12 protein-coding genes, 1 tRNA gene and 1 pseudogene are annotated in these 16,152 nt (G+C 69.3%); 6 read left to right on the top strand and 8 right to left on the bottom strand.

The genetic code is table 11. The features are described 5' to 3' along the window. Positions 1-9: 9 nt before the first annotated feature. Entirely contained in the window at positions 10-918 is a 909-nt protein-coding gene (locus P8A20_RS35615; protein ID WP_306104983.1) for a class I SAM-dependent methyltransferase, read from the top strand. A 92-nt stretch (positions 919-1,010) separates the two neighbouring features. On the opposite strand, the gene P8A20_RS35620 is transcribed toward P8A20_RS35615, so the two are convergent. Beyond that, positions 1,011-1,084, bottom strand: a tRNA-Ala gene (locus P8A20_RS35620). 276 nt (positions 1,085-1,360) lie between these two features. Further along, positions 1,361-1,726: an STAS domain-containing protein gene (locus P8A20_RS35625; protein WP_306104984.1), complete on the bottom strand. Its 366-nt coding sequence runs from the start codon at positions 1,724-1,726 to the stop codon at positions 1,361-1,363. Positions 1,727-2,082: 356 nt separating this feature from the next. Here P8A20_RS35625 and P8A20_RS35630 point away from each other — a divergent pair, with 356 nt between their 5' ends. Continuing rightward, positions 2,083-3,045, top strand: coding sequence for a helix-turn-helix transcriptional regulator (locus P8A20_RS35630; RefSeq protein WP_147961862.1), 963 nt, complete (start codon positions 2,083-2,085; stop codon positions 3,043-3,045). Between the two features lie 152 nt (positions 3,046-3,197). Here P8A20_RS35630 and P8A20_RS35635 read toward each other — a convergent pair whose 3' ends face one another. Both P8A20_RS35635 and P8A20_RS35640 read right to left on the bottom strand, forming a co-directional pair. Continuing rightward, a complete protein-coding gene (locus tag P8A20_RS35635; RefSeq protein WP_147961861.1) occupies positions 3,198-4,223 on the bottom strand; it encodes a C40 family peptidase in 1,026 nt (341 codons plus the stop codon). A gap of 515 nt (positions 4,224-4,738) precedes the next feature. Further along, complete coding sequence (locus tag P8A20_RS35640; protein WP_306104985.1) at positions 4,739-6,469, bottom strand: acyltransferase; 1,731 nt, start codon at positions 6,467-6,469, stop codon at positions 4,739-4,741. Between the two features lie 390 nt (positions 6,470-6,859). Between P8A20_RS35640 and P8A20_RS35645 the strand changes: the two genes are divergently transcribed. Continuing rightward, positions 6,860-7,861: an RNA-binding protein gene (locus tag P8A20_RS35645; RefSeq protein ID WP_147961860.1), complete on the top strand. Its 1,002-nt coding sequence runs from the start codon at positions 6,860-6,862 to the stop codon at positions 7,859-7,861. 510 nt (positions 7,862-8,371) lie between these two features. Here P8A20_RS35645 and P8A20_RS35650 read toward each other — a convergent pair. Continuing rightward, complete coding sequence (locus P8A20_RS35650; RefSeq protein ID WP_306104986.1) at positions 8,372-8,932, bottom strand: COG4315 family predicted lipoprotein; 561 nt, start codon at positions 8,930-8,932, stop codon at positions 8,372-8,374. Between the two features lie 114 nt (positions 8,933-9,046). Here P8A20_RS35650 and P8A20_RS35655 point away from each other — a divergent pair. Then, positions 9,047-9,337: pseudogene (locus P8A20_RS35655) on the top strand (VOC family protein); the annotation flags it as partial. Positions 9,338-9,411: 74 nt separating this feature from the next. Here the strand turns inward: P8A20_RS35655 and P8A20_RS35660 are convergent. Then, positions 9,412-11,472, bottom strand: coding sequence for a phosphocholine-specific phospholipase C (locus P8A20_RS35660; RefSeq protein WP_306104987.1), 2,061 nt, complete (start codon positions 11,470-11,472; stop codon positions 9,412-9,414). A gap of 489 nt (positions 11,473-11,961) precedes the next feature. Between P8A20_RS35660 and P8A20_RS35665 the strand changes: the two genes are divergently transcribed. Then, a complete protein-coding gene (locus P8A20_RS35665; RefSeq protein ID WP_147961762.1) occupies positions 11,962-12,774 on the top strand; it encodes a siderophore-interacting protein in 813 nt (270 codons plus the stop codon). Between the two features lie 436 nt (positions 12,775-13,210). Here the strand turns inward: P8A20_RS35665 and P8A20_RS35670 are convergent, their stop codons facing one another. Continuing rightward, positions 13,211-13,672 (bottom strand): MarR family winged helix-turn-helix transcriptional regulator, encoded by a 462-nt coding sequence (locus tag P8A20_RS35670; RefSeq protein ID WP_147961761.1) that lies wholly within the window; start codon positions 13,670-13,672, stop codon positions 13,211-13,213. A 105-nt stretch (positions 13,673-13,777) separates the two neighbouring features. On the opposite strand from P8A20_RS35670, the gene P8A20_RS35675 reads away from it, so the two are divergent. After that, a complete protein-coding gene (locus P8A20_RS35675) occupies positions 13,778-14,149 on the top strand; it encodes a VOC family protein (RefSeq protein ID WP_147961760.1) in 372 nt (123 codons plus the stop codon). 349 nt (positions 14,150-14,498) lie between these two features. On the opposite strand, the gene P8A20_RS35680 is transcribed toward P8A20_RS35675, so the two are convergent. Then, positions 14,499-15,743: a PP2C family protein-serine/threonine phosphatase gene (locus P8A20_RS35680; protein ID WP_147961759.1), complete on the bottom strand. Its 1,245-nt coding sequence runs from the start codon at positions 15,741-15,743 to the stop codon at positions 14,499-14,501. Positions 15,744-16,152: the final 409 nt, after the last annotated feature.

Consider the following 16,152-nt stretch of genomic DNA (forward strand, 5'->3'; position numbering starts at 1 on the left):
GGAGTGCACATGGTCGACACAGCTCGTCGGAACGCCGATGTGGAGGGCGTGGAAGGGGGCATCGGACTGACCGCCCTCCTGGTCGCCGCGTCAAGGGCGATCGAGACCCACCGCCACGACAGCCTGGCCCGCGACGTCTACGCGGAACACTTCGTGCGGGCCGCACCGGCGTCCGCGGACTGGCCGGTCCGCATCCAACAGGCCCCGGACGGGGACGCGAACCCTCTGTGGGGACGTTTCGCGCGGTACTTCGGTCTGCGTACGCGGGTTCTCGACGACTTCCTCCTCCAGGCGGTGCACGCCGGCGCCCCTCGACAAGTGGTGCTGCTCGGCGCAGGACTGGACTCACGGGCGTTCCGGCTCGACTGGCCGTCCGGCTGCGTGATCTTCGAGATCGACAAGCCAGGAGTGCTGGATTTCAAGCACGACGTACTCGGCGGACTGTCGGCCACGTCGAAGGCGGCGCGGGTCCCGATCCCGATCGATCTGCGAGCCGACTGGGTCACAGCGCTGACCGACGCCGGGTTCGACACGGCTGCCCCGAGCGTCTGGCTGGCGGAGGGACTGCTGTTCTACCTGCCCATCACCGCCGAGACCTACCTCATCGACACGGTGGACCAGTTGAGCACGAGAGGAAGCGCACTGGCCTACGAGGTGAAGCTGGAGAAGGACCTGCTGGAATACCGCGACAGCTCGCTCTACACCTCGACGGAACAGCAACTCGGCATCGACCTGCTCAATCTGTTCGACGGAGGACCACGGCCCGATTCCGCAGGAGATCTGCAAGGCAAGGGCTGGTCCACATCGGTCCACACCCCCTTCGACTTCACCCGACGGCACGGACGCGGCCCGCTGCCCGAGCCGAACGACGCGCTGGAGGGCAACCGCTGGGTGTTCGCGAACAAGTCCCGGCACTGACCCCGACCGACTGACTCCGACTGCTGGTCGGAGCCCCGGCGGCTGCCTGTCCCCTCTGTTCTCAAGGCGAGGCCGGTGCAGCGGCGACGGGATGGGGGCGGCCGGATTCGAACCGGCGTCCTCCCACATGCGGTGAAGGCGCGACGACCTCTGCGCTACGACCCCCATCCCTGCCGTTGATCATACGAGCCCAGGGGGCACGGCCGTTCGATGCGCCGACGGGTGGCACGTGGGCCGTCCGAAGACCTCGGCGGCCTCGCCCGCGCCGCTCGTCAGCCGCGACATCCCCGGATGAGCGTCGCGCTCGGGGTGTCCTGTCGAGTGGTCCGGCCTTGTCACGGACGAGGACCTCACGACACACAGGACCTCCGGACACCAGGGTGCCGTCCGCTCGGCGGCTTTCCCGGCGGCTATCCCGGCGGGGTGACGAGGCAGTTCCGGATCACCCGGTCGGTACGGACCCGGCACGGTTCGTGACGGGAAAACGGCTGACAGTGCCCGTGGCCTGGAGAAGTCGGCGCAGGGCCCCCGACGGCGCGGCCAGGACGACCTGGACGTCGTGGGCGTGGGGGGTCAGCAGCGCTCGCAGGAAGGCGACGTCGGCGAAGGTGACGGCCGAGCAGTCGATCACGATCCGCCGGGCTCGCTCCCGACAGGCGTCGTCGAGCACATCGGCCAGCGAGCCGGTGGTGGCGTCGTCGAACTCGCCCGCCACGTACAGCTGCCACTCACCTCCTGCGCACGCCTCCCGGTACGCGGTGAGCTCAGCCCTGCCGTTGCGGTGCCGAGTCCTGCGAACTGCGAGCATCGCCGCCCTCCTTCCCCGGCCGTATGACGGCCCTGATCGGCTGATCGTCGACGGCCCCTCGGATTCTCGGAGTGCCCCCGCCCCGGCCGGGAACACCCCTGGCCCTTGCCGAGCCCGTCAGGGTTTCGCGGCAGAGGCTTCGTGAGTTCGTTTTCCGACCTTCCCGGCTGCGCGCTGCGGAGCAAGGGAGCGTCGTCGCCGACGGGTACCGCCCTGCGAAGCCCGCGGCCCGAGCCGTGTGGTCACAGGGTGGCCCGCAACCTCCGGTGCCGATGCTCGTCGCCCGTCCAGGAACCGGACCGCGTACCGTGAGCCGGGGAGCCGGGCACCAGGCCCCGCGGGCGCGGGAGGGGAAGTTGGAGACGGAGCGTTTCGACAGCGGGAGCCTGGAGGCGACCGAGGCGTTTCTGTCGCGGGCGTACACGCCCATGCGGATCGGCGGGCGGCCGCAGGACACGCGGGCCCGAATAGTCCGGAACGCGGCCGAGGGGCTCGTCGTCGACCGTCTCGACTTCGGCTACACCATGTCCTACGACGCCGACCGGCTGGACACGATCTGCCTGATCACCGTGCACAAGGGCAGCATGGTGGACACCACGGACGGCCGGCACGACGTCTACGGCCCCGGAGAGACCTTCCTCATCGCCCCTCCCGACCGCCCCTACACCGGCGCCCTCCACTCGGCCCGCTACACCATCACCATGTTCGACCCCGCCCTGCTGGACCAGGTGGCCGCCGTCGGCGCGAACGTCGGCGGACCGGTTCGGCTCACCGGCCGGCGTCCGGTCGACGCGGCCGCCAACCGACGCCTGGGCAGCACCGTCGCCTTCCTGCGGGACCAGGTCCTCACCGGCCCGGCCGTGGAGGGTCTCGTCGTCGCCACCGCCGCCCAGCACCTGGCCGCTGTGACTCTGAGCGCGCTGCCCAGCATCACGACCGAGGAGCAGGACCACCGCACCGACAGCCGTGACGCGCACACCGAGACCCTGCGCAGGGCGAAGGGCTTCATCGAGGAGAACGCCCACCGAGCAATCGGTCTCGCCGACATCGCGGCTGCCGCGTTCGTCACCCCTCGCGCAGTGCAGTACGCCTTCAGCAGGCACACCGACACCACGCCCCTCGGCCACCTGCGCCAGGTCCGTCTCACCCGCGCTCACGTCGATCTCGCGAACGCCGACCCCCACACCTCCAGCGTGACGCAGATCGCGGCCACGTGGGGATTTCCTCATGTCGGGCGCTTCGCCGCCGCCTACCGTCGGCTCTACGGTGTGACCCCCGCCGTCACCCTTCGTGCTCACGCTGAGAGGCGGAAGCCCTGATCCGGCCGGGTGTCGTCACGGCCGGATCGTCAGCGATCAGGCAGGCCGCGCGCGGTCGCCAGAGGTCCTGCGCGGCCGCCGGCGCAGTCCGCAAGGCTTCCTCGCCACGGGCGGGGACGTCAGTGCCCAGGACCTCGTACGTCGGCGCGTCCTCAGATGCGTACCGCGGCCTCGTAGGAGCCGACGGTGCTCATCGATTCGTAGCGGACGTAGGCACCCGGGTACGGGGCGTGCAGCACGGTGTTGTTGCCCGCGTAGAGGCCCACGTGCGAGGTGCTGCTGAAGAAGACCAGGTCGCCCGGCTTGAGTTGGCTGCGCGCGATACGGGTGCCCTGGTTGATCTGCGTGAACGTCGTCCGGGTGATGTCGGCCCCGGCCTGGGCATAGGCCCACTGGGTCAGACCCGAGCAGTCGAAGGAGCCGGGACCGGTCGCGGCGCGGACGTACGGCGTGCCCACCCGAGTGTTCGCAGCCTGGAGGGCGGCGGCGCCGAGCGCGGATGCCGGTGCCTCGTTGCCGAGTTCCACCCGGTCGCCCGCGGAGCGGCTGGCGCGCTGGTCGTCCTCGGCCATCTTGGCGCGTTCGGCCGCGGTGAGGGTGTTCAGCAGCTTCTGGGCGTCGGCGAGCTTGCTCTGGAACTTCGCCTTGTTCTTGCCGAGCGCCTCGCGGACCTCGGCGAGGTCCGTGAGCTTGCCCTGTGCCTCCTTGCGCTGCTGCGCGAGGGTGCGCTGCTTCGCCTGGATCTTCTGCAGTGACTCGGCCTGCTTGGCCGTCAGCTGGTCGAGCGCGGAGGCCTGGTCGAGGAAGCTGTCCGGGTCCGAGGAGAGCAGCAGCTGGACCGACGGGTCGAGGCCGCCGGAGCGGTACTGCGCGGTCGCGAGTGAACCGAGCTCGCCACGCAGGGTGTTGAGCTCGTCCTGGCCGCGGGCGACCTGGTCCTGGAGCGCGTCGGCCTGCTTCTTGAGCTTGTCCTGCTGTTCCTTGGCGCCGTTGTACTTCTCGGTGGCTTCCTCGGCCTCGTGGTAGAGCTTGTCGACCTTCGCCTTGACCTCGCTCTTGGTCGGCTTGGGGTCGGCGTGGGCGGCCTGGGAGGTCAGGGCCACGGCCGCGGTGGCGGTCACCGTGAGCACGGTCACCCGGGCGCGGCTCGGCTGTTTGGGACGACGGTGGGACGCCACGATGGCGAGCTCCTTCTTCCTTGAGCCCGCCTACCGGGTGGTGGGGATGACGAACGTATCCCCGGCTCCGTGCACGTCACGGACTCGGCGGTTCCCTCGCAGCCACCCCGGATGGGTGAGCATTCGCGCGAAGGTTCGATGGCTGACCTTAGTAATCGTCCTGTGATCTACGCAATCTTCACAGGAGGAATGTCGACATGTGGAGGACTTCTTTACCCTCATCGCACCGCGCGTAGCTGGGACTTGACGGTCCGTTCCACAAGACCGGTGAGCTGCGATTCGGGCCCGGGTGTGGGGGTGTTGTGGGGGTTCGTGTTCACCCGGCCGTACGCACCGGTGGCCCGGATCCCTGGGAGGCGGACCGGAAAGGACCGCGGAAACGGGTGGGTGGAAGAGCACGCCGACGTCGGCGGGCCACGATCGGCGAGTGCCGCGCCGTGACGCGTCGGCCGTCGGCGATCCCGCGCCTCTTCGCTGCGCGCCACGCAGGTCGACGCGCTCGATCGGTTCGGCTCTCAGAGCTTCCTGGCGCCGGCCGAGGTGATTCCCGGATGCGGTTCGGGGCGGTGTACCCCGCGAGGGCGGTAACCGAGCAGCTGTTCCAGGCCCGTGAGGTCGGCGAGGTACCAGATGATGGCCAGCCACATCTCGGTTCCCTGGAGACCCGGGACGGACTCGGCATGGATGCGTACGCCCGAGTGCGGCGCCCGGAACCCGAAGCCCTGACCGGGCGTCCAGTGGCCGATCGCGTCGGTGAGCAGGCGCCGCGCCAGCGCGTCGACCTCCTCCGTGCGGTAACCCGACTGCCGGGTCAGCCATAGCGGGTGGGCGATGTCGAGGATGTTGCACGCGTTCTGCCGTTCGGGTCGCGTGTACCGCACGTCCCGGGCGTGTTCGAGAACCGTGTCGATGACGCGTTCCGGATGGGCCGGTGGCCGGCCGAACTGCGCGAAGGTGCCGCGAGAGGCGCGGTAGAAGCCGTTGACGATCTGGAGCAGCCCGTCGGAGCGGCGAGGGGTGCCCCACATGCCGGTGCGTGGGTCCGCTCGGGTCAACAGCCAGCCGAACAGGGACTCGTAGGAGCCCGGGTGCCCCTTCTCGTCGGCCAGGGCGTTCCAGAGGAACGCGGTTCCCAGAATGTCCACCCAGTGCCCGGCACTCCACGCGTTCGTGGACCAGGGCAGTCGTTCCAGGTGGGTGATCACGTCGGTAGCGGAGGCGTCCGCCACCACCCGTATCGGTGAGGGGAACGCGCTTCCGAGTAGATCGAGCGCGTAGCCGGCGCAGAGCACGTGGTAGCCGGCTTCCTCATCGAACAGGACCGGTTCCGGTTTCAGTTGACTGCCGTCCCGGAGCAGCGTCCCGACCATGCCTGTCGTGGGGTCCTGCCAGTCCCGTAGCCGGCGGATCTGGCGGTCGACGGGCAACTGGTCCGGCGCCCGGCCGAGGAGCACGTCGGCGATCTCGATCGCGTCGCACTGGGCGCGGACAGTGGGCGCGACACCGGGCCGGTCGGTGAAGATGCCGTCATCTGTCCTTCCGTCGAAATACCTGCCCAGGACCTCCTGCGCCTGGTCGCGCGCGGAATCCGCGAACGCGGCGACGGCCCCGGCCGGATCGCCCGGTCCGGCGGGACGGGCCGGTTCCGCTCCCGGGACACGCCATCGCAGCACCCTGGCGGGATTGCCGCCGACGACGGAGCCGGACGGGACGTCCTTGGTCACCACGCTTCCCGCCCCTACGACAGCACGGTCGCCGATGACCACGCCGTCCAGCACCACGACATGGGAGCCGATCCAGACGTCGTTCCCGACCTGGATGCCCTTCGAGGTGAGCGGCTGCCGGAAGACCTCGGTGTCGGGATCCGACATGGTGTGGTTGAAGCCGAGGAGGGAGGTGTGCGCACCGATCCGTACGGCGTCACCCAGTCCGACCTGGCCACGCACCACGGTGTACGGGTTGATGGTGCAGTCGCGGCCGGCACGCAGGGATCCGGTCAGGTACGCGCCTGCCGCGATGTACGAGCTGTCGCCCAACTCCAGTTCGGTGTTGTCCACCGAGGCGAGTCCGGAGACGTAGCACCGGTCACCGAAGGCGTATGCGGGGTGCTCGTCGAGCAAGGCCTGCTGCAGGGCCGACTGACGGGCGTGCTCCTCGGCACCTGCCTCGGACCAGAAGGCCCACGGCGAGTGGTCGAAGCGGTGCCTGCCGGTTGACGGTGCCTGGACACCGTGATCCTTCGTCACGTCTCCCTCTCGAACACATCGTGGCCCCGGCCTGCGCCGTCACGCGTCGCGCCGGCGCCGTCCCCTGGGTGGCAGTTGGCCGTACCAGCCGCGCCCATGAGGTGCCCCGGTGGTAGAAAGCGCTTGCTGCAAACTCTAGGGCGGCCCCTGCCAGGGGCACAAGGGGTTCGTACGCAGGCGCCCTCGTCCGACGCGCCCGCTGCCGCGCCGGACGCCGGGCCGGGGGGAGGGGCAGGCCAATGCAGTTGCTTTAGGGGCGGTGCCGGGGTCGGGGAAGGTTGAGCTGTAGGTTCGCGCGGCACACGACGTCCGGCTGCCCAGTAGGTCTCCGACGTGTCAGGGGCCCCTGCCCCTGGTGTCTCAGTTCGGCATCTCCTGGAGGATGGTGCTGTGCTGACCTACTTCTACCGCGTCACCAAGTACGACCCCTCCGACCGCGACGAACACGGGTCCTATACAGGGCCAGAGGACACCGTCAGCGATCACGGCGAGGTCGAGGCGGCCTATCTACAAGCGCTCGCGGCATTCGCCAAGGACACTGGAATCGGTCACTTGGCCGTACGCGAACCGAAAGTCGCCTCCCTGGCACACTTCGGCGTCGAGCCTCCACTAGATGGCTTTGGACTAGACGGGCTCTTCCCATCCGGCCCAGCTGACTTCCACGACGGGGCCGAAGTACCGCTCGATGTCGGGCTGGAACTGGTGCGGGCCATGCTGCGGGACAACGGCGCGTGGTGCAGGCTGGAGGTCGAGGACACCTTCGCGGCCCACGTGGGGTGGGACCAGTACCTCTACATCAGCAGCAGCCAGCCATGCGTGGAGGCGCTGGTCCGGACTCGTGATCTCGGACTGTTCGCAGAACGCATGGACGCTTCCCCCTATGGCTTCGAGGAGGAGGAAGAAGGCATTCAGCGGCCCGGCGACGACGACTTCTGGGCTTGCCTGCACCGGGCCGTCTGCGACGGTGTCGCCGGAATTCTGGAAGAGACGTACCTCGAAGGTGCCACACGATGGCATCACCTGACGGTCGACACCATCAGCACAGTCCGCGCCGGACTGGCACCCCGGGCCCGCCTAGAGGTGTGGCCTCCGTTGTCCCCCGACGTCGAGACCGTTCTGCGAGCACTCCCTACCGAAGGCCTCATCGAAGGCGTCTGGCAGGACGAATCCGGTCGTATCCTCAGTGCCGTCGCCAACGAGGAAGACTTCCCCGAGCTGACCGCGCGGATATCCAGTGCCTCCACCGCCGCACTCTTGTCCGTTTATGCGGATGAACGTGTGCCTCTGTTCGCCGCTGTCATGCCGGACCAAGACGGAGTTCTCCGGGCTCGCTGGCGGACCGTGCCGACGCCGAACGACCGGCACTGGGCTCTCCATCATCACCAATCGTGAGTGCGAAGACCCGCAAGTCCCGCCAGGGCGGCGCAGAGCTTCCGATGTGTCGAGTTCAAACTGTGCCGCGACGTTCGAGGCTCTACGTGAGCACGGGCCTCCCCGCCCGTCGGTGTGACTTGACCTTCTTGGTCTGGTTGAGGACCCAGCGACCGGCTCGACCCTTCCTCGTTTGGCGCGGGTCCGATGCACGGGCCACCGGTTGGGCTTCTTGATCGCTCGTGGGCAGCTCCTGTTCCGGCGGGGCGGGAGTAATCGGCTGCGTGCCTCCTGTCCGGCCTCTGCGAGGGAGCGGGTGAGTTTGGCGGTGGTGGCTCCGAGCTGGGATGGAACGCTTCGACGGATGATGCGGACGCACCTGAGATAGGGGACGCGGTCGGCGTCGATAACGGGGCCCGCCAGGGCTGCGGCGTGGGCGAACCTGCGGATCGCGTGGTGGACGGCGAGGTAGGCCCACAGTTCCTGCCGGACGCCCTCCGGCGTGCGGGACCGGATCGGGCACGGCCGGAATCAGTAGCCGCCGTCCGTGCCGTTCGTCGGCTCGGTCGTGATCTTTTTGCCCTCGGGGCCGATGACGTACCACTTGGCGCCGAAGGCGTCGACGGCCTGTCCGTCGGTGTCGCCGGCCTTCTGGTCCTCATCGAACCGGTACAACGGGTGACCGTTGTAGGTCACCTGTTTCTTGCCGTCACTGCGGGGCGTCGTCTTCAACAGGTTCGACTCGACCCCCTTGCCCGCTGTCGGCGTAGCCGCCACGAGCAGCGGCGGCCATGCCTTCGCGCAGGCCCCCGTGCAGTTGGACTTGTTCTCGGTGTCCTTGTCGAACACGTAGATCGTCATGCCCTTGTCGTCCACGAGCGACTCGCCGTACATGCCCTTCCTGGCGGAGACGGTCGCCGAAGGGGATTTCGAGGCGGCAGCGGGTGCGTCGGCCTGGCGGCCGCTGCCCCGGACCTCCGTGTCCGTGCCGCCGGTGCTGCCACCGCCTGGCGTGTCCTCGGAACAGCCGGCTGCTGCGGCCGCCAGCAGCACCGAGGCCAGTGCGGTGGCGGTCCGGGTGTGGTGTCTCATCATGTACTCCTCGTCATCGGCCGTCGGCCACGCGATCCGCGCCGACGGCCTCAGTGCATCCCGGGCGCGGGGCACCGGCCACCTGGGCGAGGCAGTCCGGTGCCGTCCCCCGGCCTGAACCACGGCGGTGGCCCCACCCCCGACAAGCCGGACGTCACTCTGCACCCGCCCGCCGACCCGAGCATCGTCAACAGCTTCCTGAACCTCCGCGTCGCCGACATCGAGGCATGCCACCGCGAGTGGAGTGCGAAAGGCGCCGAATTTCTCACGTCACCCATCGACCGCAAGGCCGAGCTGCTCTGCTACGTGCGAGACCCGGACGGCCATCTCGTCGAAGTCGGGCAGGCCACCGGCATGCTGCACGACGTGTACGCCGACCCGCCGGCAGGTACGAGCCGGACCTGAACCGCGGACGTCGCCCGGGCAGGGCCATGCGTCCCGCCCGGAGGCGTGGCGGGACGCACGGCCTGTGCTGCGCCTCAGACTGTCCTGAGCGCAGGGTCGGAGACGCCCGGGGAGCCGTTCTCCACGTGCCCGGCGAAGCGGCGCAGGAAGGTGGGGTCCGCGTCGGAGACGACCTCGACGTCGTACCACCGTGCGGTGACACGCAGGTCGACCGTGTGGGACACGGTCGCGCCGGGGTTGACCTTGAAGGTCTGGGGCGTCCCGCCATAGGTGTTGGTCACCGTGAGGTTGACCGCGGCCGAGGCGGAGTTGGTCATGCTGAGCGTCAGGTTGCCGCTGGTCCCCACATGGCGGGCGGTGACCTCGGGGCCGCTCTTCTTCGCCGGGCCACGCCAGGTGCGCAGGAAGCCGTTCGGCCCCCAGACCGTGAGATCGATCTGGTTGCCGGTGGAGCCGCTGGTGCTCCAGGTGTCCGAGAGGGTCTTGCCCGCTTCGACGGAGTAGGGCCACGGGCCGTCCGTGCGGTTGCCCGAGGTGCTGTGGAAGTGGGCGCCCAGGGAGGGGCCACCGGAGAAGGTCAGGGTGAACTTCCCGGTGGAGACGGTGGCCCGGCCGTCCACGTACGGGCTGTAGCCGAGGGCACGGGTCGGCTTGGATCCCGCCTCCTGCTCGGGGAGTGCGGCCGTGGCCGGCGGCGTCGGGTGGTAGGACGGATGGCGGTTCCTGTCCGGCGGCACGTATCCGGCGGTGGAGGGGAGGGCAGCGGGAGCCGCATCCGCGCGGCCGAATTCGAAGGCCGAGGTCAGGTCCCCGCAGACGGCTCGGCGCCATGGCGAGATGTTGGGTTCCCGCACACCGAAGCGCTGCTCTACGAAGCGGATCACCGAGGTGTGGTCGAAGGTCTCGGAGCAGACGTAGCCGCCCTTGCTCCACGGCGAGACGACGATCATCGGCACGCGGGGGCCGAGCCCGTACGGTCCCGCCGCGTAGTTCCCGCCGCCCGGGTACAGGTCCTTGGACACGTCAGCCGTGGACAGGCCCCATGCGGACGAGGCGGGCGGGTACGGCGGGACCACGTGGTCGAAGAAGCCGTCGTTCTCGTCGTAGGTGATGAACAGGGCGGTCTTCGCCCACACCGCAGGGTTCGCCGTGAGGGCGTCCAGGACCTGAGAGATGTACCAGGCACCGAAGTTCGTCGGCCAGTTGGAGTGCTCGCTGAAGGCCTCGGGCGCGGCTATCCAGGAGACCTCCGGCAGCGTCCCGCCGGTCACGTCCGCGCGCAGCCGGTCGAAGTAGGTGCCGCCCGCCTTGACGTCGGTGCCGGTGCGGGCCTTCTCGTACAGGGCACTGCCGGGCTGGGCGTTGCGGTAGCTGTTGAAGTACAGCAGGGAGTTGTCGCCGTAGTTGCCGCGGAAGGCGTCGTTGATCCATCCCCAGGACCCGGCCGCGTTGAGGCCGTCGCCGATGTCCTGGTAGACCTTCCACGAGATCCCGGCGGACTCCAGCCGCTCGGGATAGGTCTTCCAGCTGTAGCCGGCCTCCTGGTTGCCGAGGACAGGGCCGCCTCCCGTACCGTCGTTCCCGGTGTGCCCGGACCAGAGGTAGTAGCGGTTGGGGTCGGTGGCTCCGATGAACGAGCAGTGGTAGGCGTCGCACACGGTGAACGCGTCGGCGAGGGCGTAGTGGAACGGGATGTCGTTCCGCGTCATGTACGACATGGTCGTGGCCGTCTTGGCCGGAACCCACTTGTCGTACTTGCCGTTGTTGTAGGCCTGGTGGCCGCCGGCCCAGTCGTGGTCCAGCCCTTCCAGGAACTGCATCCCGAGGTCGGCCACCTGCGGGTTGAAGGGCAGGACGTCCTTCGTGCCGTTCGACTGGTGGAAGACGGACTTGCCGTTGTCCTGGAGCACCGGCCTCGGGTCCCCGAAGCCCCGCACTCCCTTCAGCGACCCGAAGTAATGGTCGAAGGACCGGTTCTCCTGCATGAGGACGACGATGTGCTCGATGTCCTGGATCGTTCCCGTGCTGCCTCGCGCCGGGATGGCCGCGGCCCTCGCGATGCTCTCGTTCAGCATCGTGAAGGCGGCGGTGCCTCCGGCAATCTTCAGGAACCTGCGACGGTCGAGCTCTGTCATGGGGGACGACCTCTGGGTGGTGGGGGGATCAGGGGCGACCCAAGGACAGCGGTCCCGGGGTACCGGGCGGGGGTGGGTTCGTGACACCACGCCGTACACCTGGAGAACGGAAGCCCTCCCCGGCGGCCCGTGCCCGCCCACGCCGACGGCTGGTGGGAGGGTACGCGCAACACGTCGGCGCGCAACAGGCCCCGGCGGAAGGCTCTTTGCGGGGAGACCGGTTCCCGCCACGGCGCCCCGCCCGCTCGGTGCGAGCCGGCGTCGAGCAGTTGCGCTGTGACCGGCTCGACGCGGTGAGCGCACTCGCCCCGCCGGCTCCGGCTTCGCCGCGCGTGTGGAGGCATGGGGAGGTGCGGCTACGGCGCGGACGGCCTGGAGGACCTGAGAGCCACGTTCCGTCGCGGGGGCGATGTGGCGGCCCAGGATTTTGCAACTAAGCTAAACCTAACCTAATTCCGGTGTCGCTTGTTCGTGGGGAGTGGTCCTTCGATGTCCGAATCGCTTGCAGCCCGTCAGGTGCCACCGCAGCGGCCCATGTTCGCAACGGTCACAGAGGTGCGCCGACTCGCGCCACGCATGGTCCGGATCACGCTGACCGGGGACGGCGTGGGCGATTTCGAATACGCCGGCCCCGACCACCTGGTCCGGATCTTCCTCCCGGTCAGCAATGATCTGCGACTGCCGACCGGCTCGGACTGGTGGGCCGAACTGCAGGCGATGCCGGCCGACCGGCGTCCGGTGGTCCGCAACTACACCGTGCGTCGTATCGACCATGCACGTCGACGCATCGACATCGACTTCGCACTGCACGGGGACAGCGGGCCGGCGTCCGCCTGGGCCGGAACCGCGGCGCCAGGCGACAGGATCGGCATCCTCAGCGATGGAGCACGCTACCGACCGGGCGACGCGGACTGGCAGCTCCTCATCGGTGACGAGACGGCTGTGCCCGCGATCTCTTCCATGCTCGAAGAAGCCCGCACCCCGGTTCACGCATTTCTCGAGGTCCAGGACGAGCAGGACGTGCTGGAGCTGGCCGGCCGGGTGAACTGGCTGTACCGATCCGATACTCACGGCGCTCACGGGGCGCGAACGGTGGAGGCGCTGCGCAGCCTGTCCTTCCCGCCCGGTACGCCGTACGTCTGGGTGGCCGGCGAGTCCGCCCTGGCCACGTCCGTGCGGCGCTATCTGGTGAACGAGCGAGGGATCGACAAGGAGCGGATCTACTTCTGCGGCTACTGGCGAGAAGCGCCGTCCGCCGTCCGAGCGACCGCCCGAACGGAACGGGAGCCCGCGCTGGCCTGACCGTACACGGACGGCCGGAGCGGCACCGGTCCCTCGGGCCGGCACGACGCATCCGAGGGGCCCTGGAGCGAGCGCTTCGGGGCAACAGTCGTCGCCGGAGCGCCCGTCGGCCCGGTGGTGATCCGACGGCATGCGGCGGCCGGCTCCCGGAAACGCCGCCGCGCCCCGGGCGACCACGGCGGCGGTGAAGTCACTGCGGCGAACAGCCATCCGTGCACGCAGGCCAGGCATCGCCGTATCGTCACATCGCTCACGCGCCCTCGTAAATCACTCACGATGCGGCCCTGTCCGGTTGAACCGCCTCCCGGCCGTCATCGGTCGACATGAAGAGTGTCAGCCTCCTGCCCGTGCGGAAGCCGCCACGGCAGGAGCTGATCGACCGAGGTGTCTGCGCACCGCTCGTGGTGCGACCTGTCGGGCCGGGGGTTCGGGGCGTTCATCCGTCGAGGGCCTCGGTCATGGAGTCGAGGTCGGCCAGAAGGGCGGTCAGCCGCCGCGCGGAGATGCTCCCGATCATGCGTTCCTCGATGGTGTAAACGGCACCGCGGGCCGCGTGCAGACGCTGCTTTCCCGCCTCCGTGAGGTGGATGGGCAGGGCTCTGCCGTGGTCGGTGCTGTTCGCCCGGGTGATGAGGCCGGCGTCCTTGAGGCCGCGCAGGACGACATTGGCCGACTGGCGGGTGACGAACGTGCCGCGCGCCAGATCGGCGTTCGACAGTCCGGGGTGTTCGTCGAGGAGTTCCAGGCAGGAGTACTGCGGCACGGTGAGGTCCTGCTCGCGCAGGGCCTTGTCCATGGCCCCGCGCAGGGCGGCCGCGGCCCTCTTGAGGCGGTATCCCACGTGCTCGGTGACGTCCCGCGCCGGATGGGGCGGAGACACGGACTCGCGATCTTTCATGTCAGCATTTTGACATGCCGGAGACGCGATGCCTATTGTCGCCCATGTCAAAGTCCTGACATTCACCGCCGGTGGATCCCCGCCGGCTCCGATCGAGGAGACGTCATGACCGCCACCGTCGAAGGTCCCGACTTCCTTGCCCTGCAGGTGAGGGACGTGCCTGCCGCGGCCGCTTTCTTCGAGGAGCGGCTCGGGCTGCGCCGAGCCTCCGGCGCACCGGCCCACGCGGTCGTCTTCGCCACCTCTCCGATTCCGTTCGCCGTCCGTGAGCCCCTTCCGGGCGTCGATCTGGACGGTGTCACGCGTCCCGGCATGGGGGTGGCGCTGTGGCTGCGAACCACGGACGCCGCGGAGCTGCGCGAGCAGCTGGTGGCGGCGGGCACGGAAGATGTCGGACCGTTGCAGGACAGCCCGTTCGGCCCGGTGTTCTCGTTCACCGGCCCCGAGGGCTATCGGCTCACCGTTCACGGCGGCTGACCGCGCATCGCCGGGCGGCACCGTTGCCGCCGTGGCCCGTCGCGGTGCCGGGGTCTCGTGCGGGGATCCGTCACGTGGCGCCTGCCGCCGGTGTCCGCCCGGACGGTCCGGCGGGCCTGTCGTCATGTGCCTGTCATGCCATCGACTCCCCGGGAGCACTACCGATCATGCGCATGAACCGTCTTGCCGCCGCCGTCCTCGCGCCTGTGCTCGGCTTCGCGGGGGTGCTCGTCACCGGTTCGCGAAGCCGTCGGGGCAGCGCTCACGGCGCCGCCAGGAGACCGCTGCCGGCTCCGGACAGCGGGTTCGAACCGTCCAGGGCTCTCCGGACACTTCGGTCCAAAGCCTCTCAGAGCCTGACGACTACCAGGGCGATGTCGTCGTCGCCGCCCCCGGCTACGCCGAGCCGTGCCAGCAGGGTGTCCGCCAGTCGGGCAGGAGCAAGGTCGGTCATGCCGACCAGTGCTCTTCTGAGCCGGTCCAGACTGGTGTCGATGTCTTCCCCGCGACGCTCGATCAGCCCGTCGGTGAACAGGATCAGGGTGTCGCCAGCGCGATAGGCGGCGCTGGCCTGCGGGCGAGGTACGTGCTCGGGGCGCGCGCCCAAGGGGGGATCGGTGGCGTTCTCGAGCAGCTCGTACGTGCCGTCGCTGTGCAGCAGAGCCGGCGGAAGATGGCCTGCGCTGGAGTAGACCAGCAGTTTCGACCGGGCGTCGACGAGCACCGTGACCGCGGTTGTCGCAAGTGCGCCCTCGACGGAGCGGGCGTACATGCCCAGTACCTCGAGGGCTCGGGCAGGTCCGGTCACCGCCCGGCTGGCCGCGGACAGCGCGCTCCGGAGCATCCCCATCACGGTGGCTGCTTCCAGGCCGTGACCGACGACGTCACCGACGGCAACCGTGAATCGTCCGTCGGCCAGGTCGACTGTGTCGTACCAGTCGCCGCACACGTTCAGAGAGCCGATCGCGGGCAGGTACCGCACGGCGACATTCTCGTGGCGAGCCAGATCCGGGGAGTGCAGCATCGACTCCTGCAACGTGACGGCGACCTCCCGCTCCCGCCCGTGCGCAGCCCGTAGCTCCTCGTTCAGACGCTGCAGCTCACGGGCCCGGATGTACAACTCGGCTTCCATCCCCTCCTCCCGCTCGGTCAGCTGCTCGCCCGCTCCGCGATTGCGGGTTCGGCGTGCCCGTACGAACGCGGTCACGTCCTCCACCCGGTGGATGATCCACGCCACATGCCCGTCCGGATCAAGGACGGGTGTGTTCACTGTCGACCACCAGCGCTCCTCGAACATCCCCGGCCGCGCGACCACGGGGATGTCGTACCTCTGCATGGCCAGGACGTCCGCCCTGCCTGTTTCCAGGACCCGTCCGAACGACGCCCCCACGTTGCGGACCCAGTCCGCGTTCGGATCGGCCGGGTTGTCCGGAAACGCATCGAAGACGTGCTGGCCGACCAGGTCGTCCCAGGTGCGGACGGTCGCCCGCAGGTACGCCACATTGACGTCGACGATCACGAGATCTGCCGCCAGCACCAGATAGGGGCTCGGCGTCGCTGCGAACAGCGATCTGTAGTCCAGCTCGGGCTTCACGCGCTTCCGCCCCGTGCGCATCCTCGGCCTCGCCGGCCCTGGCCCTTCCACGCTATGCGCCGCCACCACGTCCCGCGCGCTGTGGCACCCGCCCGGGAGCGGCTGCACGGCCCGCCGGATCCGGTCGGCCACAGTCTCGGAGCCTGCGAGTATTCATTGGTGTGCCCCGCCTCCGGCGGTGGAGAGGCTGTCCGGACGGTGGATTTCCGAGCCGGCCGCTCTCCATGAGAAGTCACGGTCCACCCGGCCGAGCACCGGTGCCCCGTCGAGGCTGTTCCGGCCGAGTTCGGTGGGCGGCCCAGGGCCTCCGGTCCGGTCTGTCGGCCGCCGAGGACGAGCGTCACGCCGGCGACCAGTTCTCGCACGCAGCCTTCGCTCCGCCCCGGTGGCACCGTCGGATATCGTGCGC

The sequence above is a fragment of the Streptomyces sp. Alt3 genome (genome assembly GCF_030719215.1).
Classification (GTDB): Bacteria; Actinomycetota; Actinomycetes; order Streptomycetales; family Streptomycetaceae; genus Streptomyces; species Streptomyces glycanivorans.